Raw genomic sequence first — 15,316 nt, 5'->3', positions numbered from 1 at the left:
GGAACAGTCACGGACATCACTCCCGCCGGGGCCGCGCCCGCACGTGCATGCGCTCCCCCTGCGGACCGAACAGACTCAGGAACTCCACCGGGCCCTCCCCGGCCGACCCGAACCAGTGCGGCACCCGGGTGTCGAACTCGGCCGCCTCTCCGGCCGAGAGCACCACGTCGTGCTCGCCGAGCACCAGCCGCAGCCGCCCGGAGAGCACGTAGAGCCACTCGTACCCCTCGTGGGTGCGCGGATCCGGCTCCTGTGCGCGCTGGGGTTCCACGACCTTGAAGGCCTGCAGGCCGCCCGGCTGGCGGGTCAGCGGCCAGAAGGTGCGGCCCTGCCGCTCCAGCGGCTTGGCCCGCACCCGCGGGTCGCCGACCGGCGGGGCGCCGACCAGCTCGTCGAGCGGGACCTGGTGGGCCTGGGCGATCGGCAGCAGCAGCTCCAGACTGGGCTTGCGCAGGCCCGACTCCAGTCGGGAGAGCGTGCTGACGGAGATGCCCGTGGTCTCGGACAGCGCCGCCAGGGTCACCTCCCGCTCCTTACGGATCCGCCGCAGCCGGGGACCCACCTCCGCGAGAACGTCGTCCGTCGTCATACCGACATTGCAGATTCGGCAAACACATTTGTCAATCCGGAACGGCGTGGGCGACCGTCGGACGCGGAGGTGGTCACCTTGACCGAGCAGTACGAAGTGGTCGTCGTCGGGGGTGGCGCGGCCGGCCTGTCCGCCGCGCTGGTGCTGGGCCGGGCCCGGCGCCGCACGCTGGTCGTCGACGCGGATGAGCCGCGCAACGCGCCGTCCGCGCACCTGCAGGGCTTTCTGACCCGGGACGGCATGTCACCCGCCGAGTTCCTCGCCACCGGCCGCGAGGAGATCGCCCGCTACGGCGTGGAGCTGGTCCGGGACCGGGTGGTGGACGCGGCCCGGGAGGACGGCTTCACCGTCGCGCTCGCGGGCGGACGCACCGTCCGGGCCCGGCAGCTGGTGATCGCCACCGGACTGAAGGACGAGCTCCCGCCGGTCCCGGGCCTGGCCGAGCGGTTCGGCCGGGACGTCGTGCACTGCCCGTACTGCCACGGCTGGGAGGTCCGCGACCTGCCGACCGGGGTACTGGGGACCACCCCGCTGAGCGTGCACCAGGCGCTGATGGTCACCCAGTGGACGAAGGACGTGCGGTTCTTCCTGCACGAGGTGCGGGAGTCGGAGCTGGCCGACGAGGACCTGCGCCGGCTGGCGGCCGCGGGCGTCGCGGTCGTGCCCGGTGAGGTGGCGGAGCTCGTCGTCGCCGACGACCGGCTGACCGGGGTGCGGCTCGCGGACGGCACCGTGCACGAACGCGCGGTGCTGTACGCCGCCCCGCGCGCCGTCCCCGGCAACGACCTGCTGCTCCGGCTCGGCGCCGAGATGGCCGAGACGCCCTTCGGCAGCTACCCGGTGATCGACGAGCGGGGCCTGACGAGCGTGCCCGGGCTGTGGGCGGCGGGCAACGCGAGCGGGTTCGCGGAGCAGGTGGTGAACGCGGCCAGCCGGGGGTACCGGGCCGGCGCGGCGATCAACGGGGAGCTGCTGTTCGCGGATCTCGACGCGGCCGCCCGAGTGTAGAGCGGACCCCCGCGGTGCACCCTGGGGGCATGCTGCTGACCCGGCTCGCCGAGGTGTCCAGGGAGGTCGCCGCCACGGCGGCCCGGTCCCGGAAGACCGCGCTGCTCGCGGAGCTGTTCCGGGAGGCGGAGCCGGACGACGTGCCGGTCGTCATCCCGTACCTGGCCGGACGGCTGCCGCAGGGGCGGCTCGGCGTCGGCTGGAAGGTGCTGAGCCGTCCGGTGCCGCCCGCCGCCGGACCCACGCTCACGGTCCGCGAGGTGGACGCCCTCCTCGGCGAGCTGGGCAAGGTGTCCGGCCCGGGGTCGCAGGCGGAGCGGGCCCGGCTCGTCGGGGACCTGATGGGCGCGGCCACCGAGGAGGAGCAGCGCTTCCTGCTCGGTCTGCTCACCGGCGAGGTGCGGCAGGGCGCGCTGGACGCGGTCGCGGTGGAGGGCCTCGCCCGGGCGACCGGCGCGGGCCCCGCCGACGTGCGGCGGGCGGTGATGCTCTCGGGGTCGCTGCAGACGGTGGCCCAGGCCCTGCTCGGCGAGGGGCCCGGCGCCCTCGACCGGTTCCGGCTCACCGTCGGCCGCCCGGTGCTGCCCATGCTGGCGCACAGCGCCTCCTCGGTCGCCGAGGCGGTGGAGAAGCTGGGCGCCTGCGCGGTGGAGGAGAAGCTGGACGGCATCCGGGTCCAGGTCCACCGGGACGGCGACACGGTCCGCGTGCACACCCGCACCCTGGACGACATCACCGACCGGCTGCCCGAAGTGACCGCCGCCGCACGGGAGTTGCGGGGCGAGCGCTTCATCCTGGACGGGGAGGTGATCTCCTTCGACGCCGCCGGGCGGCCCCGGTCCTTCCAGGAGACTGCGGGCCGGGTCGGCTCCCGGACGGACGTGGCGAGGGCCGCCGAGGAGGTCCCGGTCTCCCCCGTCTTCTTCGACGCCCTCTCGGTCGACGGCCGCGACCTCCTCGACCTGCCGTTCACCGACCGGCACGCGGAACTGGCCCGGCTGGTGCCCGAGCCGATGCGGGTGCGGCGCACGCTCGCCGCCGGCCCCGGGGACATCCCCGAGGCGGAGCGGTTCCTCGCCGACACCCTGGGCCGGGGCCACGAGGGCGTGGTGGTCAAGGCGCTGGACGCGCCCTACAGCGCGGGCCGGCGCGGCGCCTCCTGGCTGAAGGTCAAACCCGTCCACACGCTCGACCTGGTGGTGCTGGCCGCCGAGTGGGGCCACGGCCGCCGCACCGGCAGGCTCTCCAACCTCCATCTCGGCGCCCGCGACCGGGACGGCGGCTTCGCGATGCTGGGCAAGACGTTCAAGGGCATGACCGACGCGATGCTCGCCTGGCAGACCGGCAGGCTCCAGGAGCTGGCGGTCGAGGACGACGGCTGGGTGGTCAGGGTCCGCCCCGAACTCGTCGTGGAGATCGCCTACGACGGGCTGCAGCGCTCGACCCGCTACCCGGCCGGCGTCACCCTGCGCTTCGCCCGGGTGATCCGCTACCGGGAGGACAAGCGCCCCGAGGAGGCCGATACGGTGGAGACCCTGCTGGCGGCCCATCCGGAGGTCAGGCCGTGACGGTGCGTACGACGAAGCGCAGCGCGGGACTGCTGTTGTTCCGGCGCACGGATGAGGGACTCGAGGTTCTGCTCGGCCATATGGGCGGCCCCCTCTGGGCGAAGAAGGACACGGGGGCGTGGACCGTCCCGAAGGGCGAGTACGAACCCGGGGAACCCGCCTGGGAGGCGGCCCGGCGCGAGTTCCGGGAGGAGCTGGGTCTCGCGCCGCCCGACGGGGAGGCCGTACCGCTGGGCGAGGTCGTCCAGCGGAACGGGAAGATCGTCACGGCCTGGGCCGTCGAGGCGGACCTGGACGTCGGGGACTTCGTGCCCGGGACCTTCTCCATGGAGTGGCCGCCGAGGTCCGGCCGCGTGCAGGAGTTCCCGGAGCTGGACCGGGTGGAGTGGCTCGCCCTGGACCGGGCCCGTGCCGTGATCATCACGGCCCAGGCCACGTTTCTCGACCGGCTGGCGGAGCACTCGGTCTGACCAGGAGCCTTTCGCGTTGCGACTTGCCCGGCCGCGCGCGAAGGTCGAAGCAAGCCCGCTCCCAGGGAGGTCAGCCATGCCCATCGCGACGGTGAACCCGGCGAACGGCGAGACGCTCAAGACGTACGAGCCCATGGGCGAGGAGGAGCTGGAACGCCGGCTCCAGCTCGCCGAGGCCACGTTCCGCACGTACCGGACCACGACGTTCGCCGAGCGCGCCCGACTGCTGAACAAGGCCGCCGACCTGCTGGACGAGGACCAGCGGGAGATCGGCCGGGTCATGACCACCGAGATGGGCAAGCCCGTCAGACAGGCGCGGGCGGAGGCCGCGAAGTGCGCCAAGGCGATGCGCTGGTACGCCGATCGCGCCGAGGGGCTGCTCGCCGACGAGGAGCCCGACGGGTCGGACGTGACGGACTCCGGTGCCTCCCGGGTGCGGGTCCGCTACCGGCCGCTCGGGCCGGTCCTCGCGGTGATGCCCTGGAACTTCCCGCTGTGGCAGGTGGTCCGGTTCGCCGCGCCCGCGCTGATGGCCGGCAACGTGGGCCTGCTCAAGCACGCCTCCAACGTCCCCCAGACCGCCCTGTACCTGGAGGACCTGTTCCACCGGGCGGGCTTCGCGGAGGGCTGCTTCCAGACGCTGCTGATCGGCTCCGGCGCGGTGGACGACATCCTGCGCGACGAACGGGTGAAGGCCGCGACGCTGACGGGCAGCGAGCCGGCGGGCCGGGCGGTCGCCTCCACCTCCGGGGAGATGATCAAGAAGACGGTGCTGGAACTGGGCGGCAGCGACCCGTACGTGGTGATGCCGTCCGCCGACCTGGACCGGGCGGCACAGGTCGCGGTGACCGCACGGGTGCAGAACAACGGGCAGTCCTGCATCGCCGCCAAGCGGTTCATCGTGCACACCGACGTCTACGACGCCTTCGCCGAGCGGTTCGTCGCGGGCATGAAGGCGCTCAGCGTCGGCGACCCGCTGGAGGAGGACACCGAGGTCGGGCCGCTCTCCAGCGAGCAGGGCCGCGAGGACCTGGAGGAGCTGGTCGACGACGCCCGGCGCGCCGGTGCCGAGGTGCTGTGCGGCGGGCGGCGCCCGGACGGGCCGGGCTGGTTCTATCCGCCCACCGTGCTCGCCGGCATCACCCGGGAGATGCGCATCCACCGGGAGGAGGCGTTCGGGCCGGTGGCCACGCTGTACCGGGCCGGGGACCTGGACGAGGCGCTGCTCATCGCCAACGACACGCCGTTCGGACTCAGTTCGAACGTGTGGACGCGCGAGGAGAGCGAGGTCGAGCGGTTCGCGCGGGACCTGGAGGCCGGGTCCGTGTTCGTCAACGGGATGACGGCCTCCCATCCGGCTTTCCCGTTCGGCGGTGTGAAGCGCTCGGGGTACGGGCGTGAGCTGTCCGTGCACGGAATCCGGGAGTTCTGCAACATCACCACGGTTTGGCAGAGTGCGTGAGCACTGCGCGGCTACCATCCCCTTTTGTGAACCGCGAAGTGACCCTGCCTCTGATCGTCGACGACCGCGGTGCCCTGCAGGTGGCTGCGGCCGATGTGAGCAAGCTGCTGCGGACCGTGGGTGGGCGGTGGCTGCATCTCGTCGAGGCCGGGGAGCACGGGCTCGACGAGGACACGGTCGCCGCGTTGACCATCGAGCTGGCCAAGCTGGCGGACCGCATCGACGTGGCGTGCATCGCGCACAGCAGTGGGGCGAAGCCCTAGGCGGACGGTCCCAGCGCGGCCCAGAACATCGCCTCGTAGGTCCCCAGCAGCCTCCCGTAGGTGTGTGCGCGTTCCGCGTCCAGTGAGCCGGCGTCCAGGGCGTCCTGCACCGCTGCCGCCGCCAGGGCGTCCAGGTCGGGGGACGGCCCGGCGAAGAAGTCGAAGAAGGCGCAGGCCTCGTCCGAGAAGCCGTGGTGCGCGCGCAGACCGGCGGCGATCCGGGCGCAATAGCCGCCCCACGCCGAGAAGTTGGCCGTGAGGGCCACGACGGCGTCCGGCGGGGACGCGTTCAGGGCGAGCCAGGCCACGTACGCCGGATAGGCCTGACAGCCCGGCCGGGGCACGTACGCCCGCGATCGCTCGTCCGTGACACCGCACGCGCGTGCGAACGCGGTGAGGTACCCGGCCGCCAGCTCCTCCCCCGCCGCCAGGGCCGAGAAGAAGGCGGCGGACCCTGGCTCCGCGCGCGCCGCCAGGTACTGGAAGGCGGCGCGGTCGGCGGGAATCACCCACTGCTGCTCCAGGGCCAGCGTGGCCAGCGTCTCCAGGGGGGCCTCACCGCGCTCGACGAGCGGCACCAGGGGGTTGGCCGCCGGGTCGGGGGCGAGGGCGCCGACGGCCCTCCCCAGCAGCTCCTTCGCAGTAACAGTCGCCATGGTGTTTTCCCTCGTCCGGCACCGGAAGTCCTCCTTCGAGCCTGACACGGGGTCCCCGATTCGGAGTAACCCAACGCGAGATCGTCGCTCTCCCGGGTGACGGTGGGTTCAGCACCTCCTGAGGTGAACCCACCTTCTGACCGGTGGGCGAAGGCCCCCGGAACAGCGAAAGCAGGGACGGTTCATGGCGACTTTGTGCAGACCCTCGGTGTCGGTCCCGGAGCACGTGATCACGATGGAGGAGACGCTGGAGCTGGCGCGCTCCCGCCACGAGGACCACCCCCAACTGGCGCTCGCGCTGCGCCTGATCGAGAACACCGGCGTGAAGACCCGGCACATCGTGCAGCCCATCGAGGAGACCCTGAAGCACCCGGGCTTCGAGGAGCGCAACAAGCTCTACGAGTCCGAGGCCAAGGCCCGGGTCCCGGCGGTGATCCAGCGGGCGCTGGACGACGCCGAGCTCCTCACCACCGACATCGACGTGATCATCTACGTGTCGTGCACGGGCTTCATGATGCCCTCGCTCACGGCCTGGCTGATCAACGAGATGGACTTCGACAGCACCACGCGTCAGCTCCCGATCGCCCAGCTGGGCTGCGCGGCCGGCGGCGCGGCGATCAACCGGGCGCACGACTTCTGCTCGGCGTACCCGAACGCCAACGCGCTCATCGTGGCCTGCGAGTTCTGCTCGCTGTGCTACCAGCCCACCGACCTCGGCGTCGGCTCGCTGCTCTCCAACGGCCTGTTCGGCGACGGCATCGCCGCGGCTGTGGTCCGCGGCCACGGCGGCACCGGTGTCCGGCTGGAGCGCAACGGCTCCTACCTCATCCCGAAGACCGAGGACTGGATCGCGTACGACATCCGGGCGACGGGCTTCCACTTCCTGCTGGACAAGCGGGTGCCCACCACCATGGAGCCGCTCGCCCCGGCACTCAGGGACCTGGCGGGTCTGCACGGATGGGACGCGGCCGACCTGGACTTCTACATCATCCACGCCGGCGGGCCCCGCATACTCGACGACCTCAGCAAGTTCCTCGAGGTCGACCCGCACGCGTTCCGGTTCAGCCGGTCCACGCTCACCGAGTACGGCAACATAGCCAGCGCCGTCGTACTGGACGCGCTGCGACGGCTGTTCGACGAGGGCGGCGCCGAGGACCGGGCGCGCGGACTGCTCGCCGGGTTCGGTCCCGGAATCACCGCCGAGATGACGGTGGGCCGCTGGGTCAACGCGGACGGGGACTCGCGATGACCGCCGAGGACACGACGCTCACCGAGACCCTGCCGCCCGTGCGGCAGTGGCCGGCGTGCGACCTCACCGGGACGGAGTTCGACCCGGTGCTGGCCGAGCTGATGCGCGAGGGTCCGGTGACCCGCATCCAGCTGTCCAACGGCGAGGGCTGGGCGTGGCTGGTCACCCGGTACGACGACGTGCGCATGGTGACCAACGACCTCCGGTTCAGCCGGGAGGCGGTCATGGAGCAGTCGGTCACCCGGCTCGCGCCGCACTTCATCCCGGACCGGGGCGCGGTCGGCTTCCTGGACCCGCCCGACCACACCCGGCTGCGCCGTTCGGTCGCCGCCGCCTTCACCGCCAAGGGCGTGGAACGGGTCCGGGAGAAGTCGCGCGCCATACTGGACGAACTGGTCGAGGAACTGCTCCAGGACGGCCCGCCGGCCGACCTGACGAGCGCGGTGCTCGGTCCGTTCCCGATCGCGGTGATCTGCGAGCTGATGGGTGTGCCGGCCGGTGACCGGCACGACATGCACACCTGGACGCAGCTGATCCTGTCCTCCGCACACGGCAGGGAGGTCAGCGAGAAGGCCAAGCGCGAGATGAGCGCGTACTTCTCCGACCTCATCCGCCTGCGCGAGAACAGCACGGCCGAGGACGTCGCCTCGCTGCTCGGCTCCGCCGTGGGGCGGGGCGAGGTCACCCTGGCGGAGGCCGTCGGCCTCGCCGTCCTCCTCCAGATCGGCGGCGAGGCGGTCACCAACAACAGCGGGCAGATGTTCTACCTGCTGCTGACCCGCCCCGACCTCACCGACCGGCTGCGGTCCGATCCGGCGATCCGGCGCAGGGCGATCGACGAGCTGCTGCGGTACATCCCGCACCGCAACGCGGTCGGGCTGTCCCGGATCGCCCTGGAGGACGTGGAGATCAGAGGCGTGCGCATCCGCGCGGGCGACCCGGTCTACGTGTCGTACCTGGCCGCCAACCGCGACCCGGAGTTCTTTCCCGACCCGGATACCGTCGACTTCGCCCGCAGCCCCAACCCGCACGTGTCGTTCGGCTTCGGCCCGCACTACTGCCCGGGCGGCCAGCTCGCCCGGCTGGAGTCGGAGCTGCTGGTCGACGCCCTGCTGGACCGGATGCCAGGACTCAGGCTGGCGGTGCCGCCGGAGCAGGTGCCCTTCAGGAAGGGCGCGTTGATCCGCGGTCCCGAGGCCCTTCCCGTGACGTGGTGAGGACCGATGACGACGACCGAAGGAGTGGCGGTACCGGAGGGACCCGCGGCACGAGGCGTGGCCCCGGCCCAGGCGGATCCGCCGCTCCATGAGGAGACACCGGTCGACGGGCTGCTCGTGCCGCCGGGCCACGGCCGCGTGGTCGAGACGCCCGCCCAGCGCGTGACGTTCAAGGTCACCGGCACGCACTCGCGGACGTCCTCCACCTTCGAGGTGGAGGTCCCGCCGGGCTTCGACGTCGGCGCCCATGTGCACACGCGCAGTGAGGAGTTGTTCTACGTCCTGGAGGGCGAGCTGGACGTGCTCGCCTTCGAGCCGCTCATCCGCACACCCGACAACTGGCGCCGCTGGAAGTCGAGTTCGGGTGGGCGGGTGGTCCGGGCGACCCCGGGCACGGTCATCGTCGTACCCCCGGGGTGCCCGCACGCGTTCGCGAACCCGACGGACACGCCCGCGAAGATGTTCTTCCAGGCGAGCCCGCCCCCGGACCACGAGCGCTACTTCGAGGAGCTGCTGGAGATCCTCGGCGACGGCGGCCCACCCGACCAGCAGGCCATCGAGGCGCTGCGGGCGAAGTACGACATCGAGCAGCTCACGCCTCTCAGGCACCGGTGAGCATGAGCACGGGGAGCCGCCCGGCCGGCCACGGCGGACCAGTGGCCGGCCGGGCGGCTCCCCGGTGGTGCTACCGGATCGGCATCCCGGCCAGCGTGCGCGCGATGACGAGCCGCTGGATCTCGCTCGTCCCCTCGAAGATCGTGTAGATCGCGCTGTCCCGGTGCATCCGCTCCACCGGGTACTCCCGGGTGTAGCCGTTGCCGCCGAGGATCTGTATCGCCTGCGCCGTCACCTTCTTCGCGGTCTCGCTCGCGAACAGCTTGGACATCGAGCCCTCGGCCGCGTTGAACGGCCTGCCGTTGACCGCCATCCACGAGGCGCGCCAGACGAGCAGGCGGGCCGCGTCGATCTGCGTCCGCATGTCCGCGAGCTGGAAGGCGACCCCCTGGTTGTCGATGATGGGGCGCCCGAACTGCTCGCGGGTCCTGGCGTAGTCGAGGGCGACCTCGTAGGCGGCCCGCGCGGTGCCGATCGCCATGGCGCCGACCGCCGGCCGCGAGGCCTCGAAGGTCGCCATCGCGGCGTTCTTCACCCGCTCACCGCCGGCAGCCTTCGCCTTCTCCCGGGCGCGGGCGAGCCGCTCGTCGAGCTTGTCCTTGCCGCCGAGCAGACAGGAGCCGGGGACGCGGACGTTGTCGAGGATGACCTCGGCGGTGTGCGAGGCGCGGATGCCGTGCTTCTTGAACTTCTGGCCCTGGGCCAGCCCCGGGGTGCCCGGCGGGACGATGAAGGAGGCGTGGCCCTTGGAGCCCAGCTTCGGGTCGACGCTGGCGACGACGACGTGGACGTTGGCGATGCCGCCGTTGGTCGCCCAGGTCTTCGTGCCGTTGATCACCCACTCGTCCTTGGCCTCGTCGTACACGGCGCGGGTGCGCATGGAGGCGACGTCGGAGCCGGCGTCGGGCTCGGACGAGCAGAACGCGGCGACCTTCACGTCGTTCTGGTCGCCGTACATCTGCGGGATCCAGGTGCCGATCTGTTCCTCGGTTCCGTTGGCGAGAACGCCCACGGCGGCGAGCCCGGTGCCCACAATGGAGAGGGCGATGCCCGCGTCGCCCCAGAACAGCTCCTCCATGGCCGTCGGGATGCCGAGGCCGGTGGGGTCGAAGTACTGCTGCGCATAGAAGTCGAGGGAGTAGATGCCGACCTTCGCGGCCTCCTGGATCACCGGCCAGGGAGTCTCCTCGCGTTCGTCCCACTCGGCTGCCGCCGGGCGGATCACGTCCGCGGCGAAGCCATGGAGCCAGTCCCGGACCTCTTTCTGTTCGTCGTTCAGCTCCATGGTGAACTCGGCCATGTCCCCTCCTGCGGCAGTACGTGTTACTAGCGGTAACCCGAGTCTGTTACCGACGGGTAGGAAAAGTCAACCGCCGATGGCGCCTCGGCATCCCGTTCGATGCCAGGCACACAGACAGTGTTAGTTTGCGCAGGCGTCACCGAAACAGCACGGGTGGGGAGAGCACATGGACACCACACAGCGGACCGATCAGCAGCGGTCCGCCGACCGCCGACGGCGCGAGCTGCTGGAGGCCGCGGACAGGGTGGTGCTGCGCGACGGCCCGCAGGCGTCGATGAACGCGATCGCGGCGGAGGCGGGCATCACGAAGCCGATCCTCTACCGCCACTTCGGCGACAAGGGCGGTCTCTACGCCGCGCTCGCCAAACGGCACACGGACGCGCTGCTCGCCTCTTTGCGCGCCGCGCTGGACGCTCCGGCCGAGCGCCGGGAGCGGGTCGAGTCCACCCTGGACACCTATCTCGCCGCGATCGAGGCACGGCCCCAGGTGTACCGGTTCCTGATGCACCCCGCCGAGGGGAGCGTCGGCAGCGACCAGGGGTTCGACGTGGGCAAGCACAGCGCCCCGCTGCTGCGGCGGATGGGCGAGGAACTGGCCCAGGTCATCGAGGAGCGCGTGGACCTCGGCCCGGGCAGCCAGCAGCTGGCCCGGGTGTGGGGGCACGGGATCGTCGGGATGATGCACGCGGCCGGTGACTGGTGGCTGGGCGAACGCCCCTGCTCACGCGCGGAGTTGGTGCGGTCGCTCGCGGATCTCCTGTGGGGCCGCCTGGCCGCCGCGGGCGACCGGGTCGGGGGGCCCGGGTTCTGACGGCCCCGGCGCGGTCCCGCTCACCCGCGCCATGAGGCCCGGGAGATCTGCCGGCCCAGCCGCCATCTGCGCCAGCCCGTGAGGTGGTCCGCGTACACGCGGCCCGCCAGATGGTCGCACTCGTGCTGCAGGCACCTGGCGAAGAACCCCGTGCCGTGCACGGTGACCGGCTCCCCGGTCACCGTGAACCCCTCGACGACCGCGTGGTCGTACCGCTCCGTACCCGCCTCCAGGCCCGGCAGGGACAGGCAGCCCTCCGGTCCCCGGATCACCACTCCGTCCGCCTCCACCAGCCGCGGATTCACCACATGTCCGAGATGCCGGACATCCTCGTCGTCCGGGCAGTCGTACACGAACACCCGCAGGGGCACCCCGATCTGATTCGCGGCCAGTCCCACCCCCTGGGCCGCGTACATCGTGGCGAACAAGTCCTCCACGAGGGCCGCCAGATCGGCGCCGAAGTCGGTGACTTCCCGGCATTGCTCGCGCAGCGCCCCGTCGCCGAGCAGGGTGAGAGGCCGGACTCGCCCGTGGGCGCCCGGAATGGAACCGTGTCGCATGGCGGCAAGGGTACGGTTCGTTCAGCTCATGCCCGCCGCACTGGTGTGGACCGGGATTCGGGTGTGCGAACGGATCTCGATAGGCTGAGGTTCCCACCACGCTGCCGGATGGCCCCAGGCGCGGCGCGTACGCAAGGAGGATCGAGAACTGATGGCAGGCAACTCGGACCCGCTCTCGCCGCGGGCCAAGCTGGCCGTGACCGCGGGCAAGGCGGTCGCCGCGGCATCGCGTGCGGCCGGGCGCGGCAGCGGGTCGGTGATCGGCGGCAAGGTGGCCCTGAGGCTCGACCCCGACCTGCTCGGACGGCTCGCCCAGAACCTGGACGTCGTCCTGGTGTCCGCCACCAACGGCAAGACCACGACCACCCGGCTGATCGCGGAGGCGCTGCGCGCCGCGGGCCCGGTCGTGTCGAACGCGCTCGGCGCCAACATGCCGGCGGGCATCACCTCCGCCCTCGCGGGCGGCACGGAGTCGAAGTTCGGTGTCATCGAGGTCGACGAGAAGTACCTGGCCGGAGTGGCCCGGGACACCGACCCGAAGTGCATCGCGCTCCTCAACCTCTCCCGCGACCAGCTCGACCGCGCCGCCGAGACGCGGATGCTCGCCGAGAACTGGCGCGAGGGGCTGGCCGGGACCAAGGCCGTCGTCGTCGCCAACTGCGACGACCCGCTGGTCGTCTGGGCCGCCTCCTCGTCCCCGAACGTGATCTGGGTCGCGGCCGGGCAGATGTGGAAGGACGACGCCTGGTCCTGCCCGTCCTGCGGCGGCGTGATGCAGCGGCCCGGCGAGGACTGGTTCTGCGGCGAGTGCGGGTTCCGCCGACCGACGCCGACCTGGGCGCTGTCCGGGGACCACGTCCTCGACCCGCACGGGTCCGCCTGGCCGATCCACCTCCAGCTGCCGGGCCGCGCCAACAAGGCCAACGCGGCCAGCTCGGCCGCCGTGGCCGCCGTCTTCGGGGTGCCGCCGCAGGTGGCCCTGGAGCGGATGTACCAGGTGCAGGCCGTGGCCGGCCGGTACGACGTGGTCCAGTTCGAGGGCCGTGACCTGCGGCTGCTGCTGGCGAAGAACCCGGCCGGCTGGCTGGAGACGTTCTCCCTGATCGACCCGCCGCCCGCCCCGGTGATCCTGTCCGTGAACGCGCGCGGTGCCGACGGCACCGACACCTCCTGGCTGTGGGACGTCGACTACACCCGGCTCACCGGCCACCCGATCTTCGTGATCGGCGACCGGAAGCTGGACCTCGCCGTCCGTCTGGAGGTCGCCAACCAGCACTTCCAGGTCTGCGACAACCTCGACCAGGCCGTGCAGATGTGCCCGCCCGGACGGATCGAGGTCATCGCGAACTACACCGCGTTCCAGGACCTGCGCCGCCGCGTCGGCAACTGATCTTCGAAGGGCGATCACCTCATGAGCGACAACCAACTGCGGCTGGTGTGGATCTACCCGGACCTGCTGAGCACCTACGGCGACCAGGGCAACGCGCTCGTCGTGGAGCGCCGGGCCCGGCAGCGGGGCCTGGACGTGGCCCGCCTCGACGTGCGCAGCGACCAGCCGATCCCGACCTCCGGCGACATCTACCTGATCGGCGGCGGCGAGGACCGGCCGCAGCGGCTCGCGGCCGAGCGGCTGCGCCGGGACGGCCATCTTCAGCGGGCGGTGCAGAACGGCGCGATCGTCTTCTCGGTCTGCGCCGGGTACCAGATCCTCGGCCACGAGTTCATCAACGACCTCGGCCAGCGCGAGCCGGGCCTCGGCCTGCTCGACGTGGTCTCGGTGCGCGGCGAGGGCGAGCGGTGCGTCGGTGACGTGCTGGCCGACATCGACCCGCAGCTCGGGCTGCCCCCGCTGACCGGCTTCGAGAACCACCAGGGCGTCACCCACCTCGGCGCCACCGCGCGCCCCTTCGCCCGGACCAAGATCGGCAAGGGCAACGGCACCGGGGACGGAACGGAGGGCGCGTACAACGGCACGGTCTTCGGCACGTACATGCACGGGCCGGTCCTCGCCCGCAACCCGCAGATCGCCGACCTGCTGCTCAAGCTGGCGCTCGACGTCAACGCGCTGCCGCCGATCGACGACCGCTGGTACGAGGCGCTGCGCAACGAGCGCATCGCGGCCGCCCAGCAGCCCGCGTAACCCGCCGCGCCCGTGCAAGCGCCGTCTCAGCAGCGCTTCAGCGCCGTTTCAGCACCTTCCGGCAGACTCTCGGTGGGCCCGCCTGACAGCCCGTCCGCTCACATGTGCGGGCGCGTCCAGCAGGCGGACGCCCGCTACGGAGCGACCCCCTCACGCCGGTAGGGTGACCGGGAATCCGCCGGACAACGTGGTCCGGTTTCCCGGCCCACGTTGAGAAGGTAATTCGGGCTATGCGCATTGGTGTCCTCACGTCCGGCGGCGACTGCCCCGGCCTGAACGCCGTCATCCGGTCCGTCGTGCACCGTGCCGTCGCCGACCACGGCGACGAGGTCATCGGTTTCCGGGACGGCTGGAAGGGCCTCCTGGAGTGCGACTATCTGAAGCTCGACCTCGATGCCGTAGGCGGCATCCTGGCGCGCGGCGGCACCATCCTCGGCTCCTCCCGGGTCCGTCCGGAGCACCTGCGGGACGGCGTCGAGCGGGCCAAGGGCCATGTCGAGGAACTCGGTCTGGACGCGATCATCCCGATCGGCGGCGAGGGCACGCTGAAGGCGGCCCGGCTGCTGTCGGACAACGGGCTGCCGATCGTGGGCGTGCCCAAGACGATCGACAACGACATCGCCGTCACGGACGTCACGTTCGGCTTCGACACGGCCGTCACCGTGGCGACCGAGGCGCTCGACCGGCTGAAGACCACCGCCGAGTCCCACCAGCGCGTGCTGATCGTGGAGGTCATGGGCCGCCACACCGGCTGGATCGCGCTGCACTCCGGCATGGCGGCCGGCGCCCACGCCATCGTCGTCCCCGAGCGGCCCTTCGACATCGGCGAGTTGACGAGGAAGGTCGGCGAGCGGTTCGAGGCGGGCAAGCGGTTCGCCATCGTGGTGGCCGCCGAGGGCGCCAAGCCCCGCCGGGGCGGCATGGACTTCGACGAGGGCGGCAAGGACATCTACGGCCACGAGCGCTTCGCGGGCATCGCCCGGCAGCTCTCGGTGGAGCTGGAGGAGCGCCTCGGCAAGGAGGCGCGGCCGGTGATCCTCGGACATGTGCAGCGAGGGGGCACGCCGACCGCCTACGACCGGGTGCTCGCGACCCGCTTCGGCTGGCACGCGGTGGAGGCGGTGCACCGGGGCGAGTTCGGGATGATGACGGCCCTGCGCGGCACCGACATCGAGATGGTGTCCCTCGCGGAGGCCGTGGAGACCCTCAAGACCGTTCCGGTGGAGCGGTACGACGAGGCGGAGTGCGTCCTGTAGTTCGGACGAGCACCCCGGACGAGAAGTCCGGACGAGCACCCCGGACGAGAAGTCCGGACCACAAGTTCAGGTGAGAACAAACCGCCCCCGGTCAAGGTCGTGACCGGGGGCGGTTCTACTCTTGGGGCGGACAACTCGCACAACCCCCACGA

General features: G+C 71.8%; 16 protein-coding genes. 12 read left to right on the top strand and 4 right to left on the bottom strand.

The annotated features are described in order from the left end of the window. Nucleotides 1-16: 16 nt before the first annotated feature. A complete protein-coding gene (locus ACZ7FF_RS16790; RefSeq protein ID WP_470812943.1) occupies nucleotides 17-589 on the bottom strand; it encodes a helix-turn-helix domain-containing protein in 573 nt (190 codons plus the stop codon). Nucleotides 590-658: 69 nt separating this feature from the next. Between ACZ7FF_RS16790 and ACZ7FF_RS16785 the strand changes: the two genes are divergently transcribed. The 5 genes from ACZ7FF_RS16785 to ACZ7FF_RS16765 all read left to right on the top strand — a co-directional run bounded on the left by ACZ7FF_RS16785 (nucleotide 659) and on the right by ACZ7FF_RS16765 (nucleotide 5,360). Then, nucleotides 659-1,597 carry an NAD(P)/FAD-dependent oxidoreductase gene (locus tag ACZ7FF_RS16785; protein ID WP_470812942.1) on the top strand — a complete coding sequence of 313 codons (939 nt, stop codon included), beginning with the start codon at nucleotides 659-661 and terminating at the stop codon, nucleotides 1,595-1,597. Nucleotides 1,598-1,626: 29 nt separating this feature from the next. Beyond that, entirely contained in the window at nucleotides 1,627-3,165 is a 1,539-nt protein-coding gene (locus ACZ7FF_RS16780) for an ATP-dependent DNA ligase (RefSeq protein WP_470812941.1), read from the top strand. Then, nucleotides 3,162-3,635: an NUDIX hydrolase gene (locus tag ACZ7FF_RS16775; protein ID WP_470812940.1), complete on the top strand. Its 474-nt coding sequence runs from the start codon at nucleotides 3,162-3,164 to the stop codon at nucleotides 3,633-3,635. The genes ACZ7FF_RS16780 and ACZ7FF_RS16775 overlap by 4 nt, the downstream gene beginning before the upstream one ends. Nucleotides 3,636-3,711: 76 nt before the next feature. Then, entirely contained in the window at nucleotides 3,712-5,097 is a 1,386-nt protein-coding gene (locus tag ACZ7FF_RS16770) for an NADP-dependent succinic semialdehyde dehydrogenase (protein WP_470812939.1), read from the top strand. A gap of 26 nt (nucleotides 5,098-5,123) precedes the next feature. Next, a complete protein-coding gene (locus ACZ7FF_RS16765; RefSeq protein ID WP_470812938.1) occupies nucleotides 5,124-5,360 on the top strand; it encodes a DUF6213 family protein in 237 nt (78 codons plus the stop codon). Here ACZ7FF_RS16765 and ACZ7FF_RS16760 read toward each other — a convergent pair. Next, nucleotides 5,357-6,016, bottom strand: a complete 660-nt coding sequence (locus tag ACZ7FF_RS16760) for a heme oxygenase-like domain-containing protein (RefSeq protein WP_470812937.1) — start codon at nucleotides 6,014-6,016, stop codon at nucleotides 5,357-5,359. The genes ACZ7FF_RS16765 and ACZ7FF_RS16760 overlap by 4 nt on opposite strands. Before the next feature lie 184 nt (nucleotides 6,017-6,200). Between ACZ7FF_RS16760 and ACZ7FF_RS16755 the strand changes: the two genes are divergently transcribed. From ACZ7FF_RS16755 to ACZ7FF_RS16745, 3 genes are read left to right on the top strand one after another with little or no spacing between them, the layout of a single operon-like run. Continuing rightward, on the top strand, nucleotides 6,201-7,265 hold the full coding sequence (locus ACZ7FF_RS16755) for a type III polyketide synthase (RefSeq protein ID WP_470812936.1): 1,065 nt from the start codon (nucleotides 6,201-6,203) through the stop codon (nucleotides 7,263-7,265). Beyond that, nucleotides 7,262-8,482 (top strand): cytochrome P450, encoded by a 1,221-nt coding sequence (locus tag ACZ7FF_RS16750; protein WP_470812935.1) that lies wholly within the window; start codon nucleotides 7,262-7,264, stop codon nucleotides 8,480-8,482. The genes ACZ7FF_RS16755 and ACZ7FF_RS16750 overlap by 4 nt, the downstream gene beginning before the upstream one ends. A 6-nt stretch (nucleotides 8,483-8,488) precedes the next feature. After that, on the top strand, nucleotides 8,489-9,097 hold the full coding sequence (locus ACZ7FF_RS16745) for a cupin domain-containing protein (protein WP_470812934.1): 609 nt from the start codon (nucleotides 8,489-8,491) through the stop codon (nucleotides 9,095-9,097). 70 nt (nucleotides 9,098-9,167) lie between these two features. Here ACZ7FF_RS16745 and ACZ7FF_RS16740 read toward each other — a convergent pair whose 3' ends face one another. Beyond that, nucleotides 9,168-10,397: an acyl-CoA dehydrogenase family protein gene (locus ACZ7FF_RS16740; protein ID WP_470812933.1), complete on the bottom strand. Its 1,230-nt coding sequence runs from the start codon at nucleotides 10,395-10,397 to the stop codon at nucleotides 9,168-9,170. A 166-nt stretch (nucleotides 10,398-10,563) separates the two neighbouring features. On the opposite strand from ACZ7FF_RS16740, the gene ACZ7FF_RS16735 reads away from it, so the two are divergent. Next, a complete protein-coding gene (locus tag ACZ7FF_RS16735) occupies nucleotides 10,564-11,208 on the top strand; it encodes a TetR/AcrR family transcriptional regulator (RefSeq protein WP_470812932.1) in 645 nt (214 codons plus the stop codon). A gap of 20 nt (nucleotides 11,209-11,228) precedes the next feature. Here the strand turns inward: ACZ7FF_RS16735 and def are convergent, their stop codons facing one another. Next, nucleotides 11,229-11,768, bottom strand: coding sequence for a peptide deformylase (def, locus tag ACZ7FF_RS16730; RefSeq protein ID WP_470812931.1), 540 nt, complete (start codon nucleotides 11,766-11,768; stop codon nucleotides 11,229-11,231). A 151-nt stretch (nucleotides 11,769-11,919) separates the two neighbouring features. Between def and ACZ7FF_RS16725 the strand changes: the two genes are divergently transcribed. From ACZ7FF_RS16725 to ACZ7FF_RS16715, 3 genes are all read left to right on the top strand, one after another. After that, nucleotides 11,920-13,158, top strand: coding sequence for a MurT ligase domain-containing protein (locus tag ACZ7FF_RS16725; RefSeq protein WP_470812930.1), 1,239 nt, complete (start codon nucleotides 11,920-11,922; stop codon nucleotides 13,156-13,158). A gap of 21 nt (nucleotides 13,159-13,179) precedes the next feature. Then, nucleotides 13,180-13,908, top strand: a complete 729-nt coding sequence (locus ACZ7FF_RS16720; RefSeq protein WP_470812929.1) for a type 1 glutamine amidotransferase — start codon at nucleotides 13,180-13,182, stop codon at nucleotides 13,906-13,908. Between the two features lie 230 nt (nucleotides 13,909-14,138). Continuing rightward, complete coding sequence (locus ACZ7FF_RS16715; RefSeq protein WP_470812928.1) at nucleotides 14,139-15,164, top strand: 6-phosphofructokinase; 1,026 nt, start codon at nucleotides 14,139-14,141, stop codon at nucleotides 15,162-15,164. Nucleotides 15,165-15,316: the final 152 nt, after the last annotated feature.

It is taken from the genome of Streptomyces sp. NPDC037126, assembly GCF_055605965.1.
The sequence above is the reverse complement of the archived record's forward strand: the minus strand, read 5'-3'. Positions and strand labels throughout refer to the sequence as shown.

Excerpts from the sequence above, each read along its gene's own strand:
- ACZ7FF_RS16790 (WP_470812943.1), bottom strand. The coding sequence starts at position 589 with ATGACGACGGACGACGTTCTCGCGGAGGTGGGTCCCCGGCTGCGGCGG.
- ACZ7FF_RS16780 (WP_470812941.1), top strand. The coding sequence starts at position 1,627 with ATGCTGCTGACCCGGCTCGCCGAGGTGTCCAGGGAGGTCGCCGCCACG.
- ACZ7FF_RS16770 (WP_470812939.1), top strand. The coding sequence starts at position 3,712 with ATGCCCATCGCGACGGTGAACCCGGCGAACGGCGAGACGCTCAAGACG.
- ACZ7FF_RS16760 (WP_470812937.1), bottom strand. The coding sequence starts at position 6,016 with ATGGCGACTGTTACTGCGAAGGAGCTGCTGGGGAGGGCCGTCGGCGCC.
- ACZ7FF_RS16755 (WP_470812936.1), top strand. The coding sequence starts at position 6,201 with ATGGCGACTTTGTGCAGACCCTCGGTGTCGGTCCCGGAGCACGTGATC.
- ACZ7FF_RS16750 (WP_470812935.1), top strand. The coding sequence starts at position 7,262 with ATGACCGCCGAGGACACGACGCTCACCGAGACCCTGCCGCCCGTGCGG.
- ACZ7FF_RS16745 (WP_470812934.1), top strand. The coding sequence starts at position 8,489 with ATGACGACGACCGAAGGAGTGGCGGTACCGGAGGGACCCGCGGCACGA.
- ACZ7FF_RS16740 (WP_470812933.1), bottom strand. The coding sequence starts at position 10,397 with ATGGCCGAGTTCACCATGGAGCTGAACGACGAACAGAAAGAGGTCCGG.
- ACZ7FF_RS16735 (WP_470812932.1), top strand. The coding sequence starts at position 10,564 with ATGGACACCACACAGCGGACCGATCAGCAGCGGTCCGCCGACCGCCGA.
- def (WP_470812931.1), bottom strand. The coding sequence starts at position 11,768 with ATGCGACACGGTTCCATTCCGGGCGCCCACGGGCGAGTCCGGCCTCTC.
- ACZ7FF_RS16725 (WP_470812930.1), top strand. The coding sequence starts at position 11,920 with ATGGCAGGCAACTCGGACCCGCTCTCGCCGCGGGCCAAGCTGGCCGTG.
- ACZ7FF_RS16720 (WP_470812929.1), top strand. The coding sequence starts at position 13,180 with ATGAGCGACAACCAACTGCGGCTGGTGTGGATCTACCCGGACCTGCTG.
- ACZ7FF_RS16715 (WP_470812928.1), top strand. The coding sequence starts at position 14,139 with ATGCGCATTGGTGTCCTCACGTCCGGCGGCGACTGCCCCGGCCTGAAC.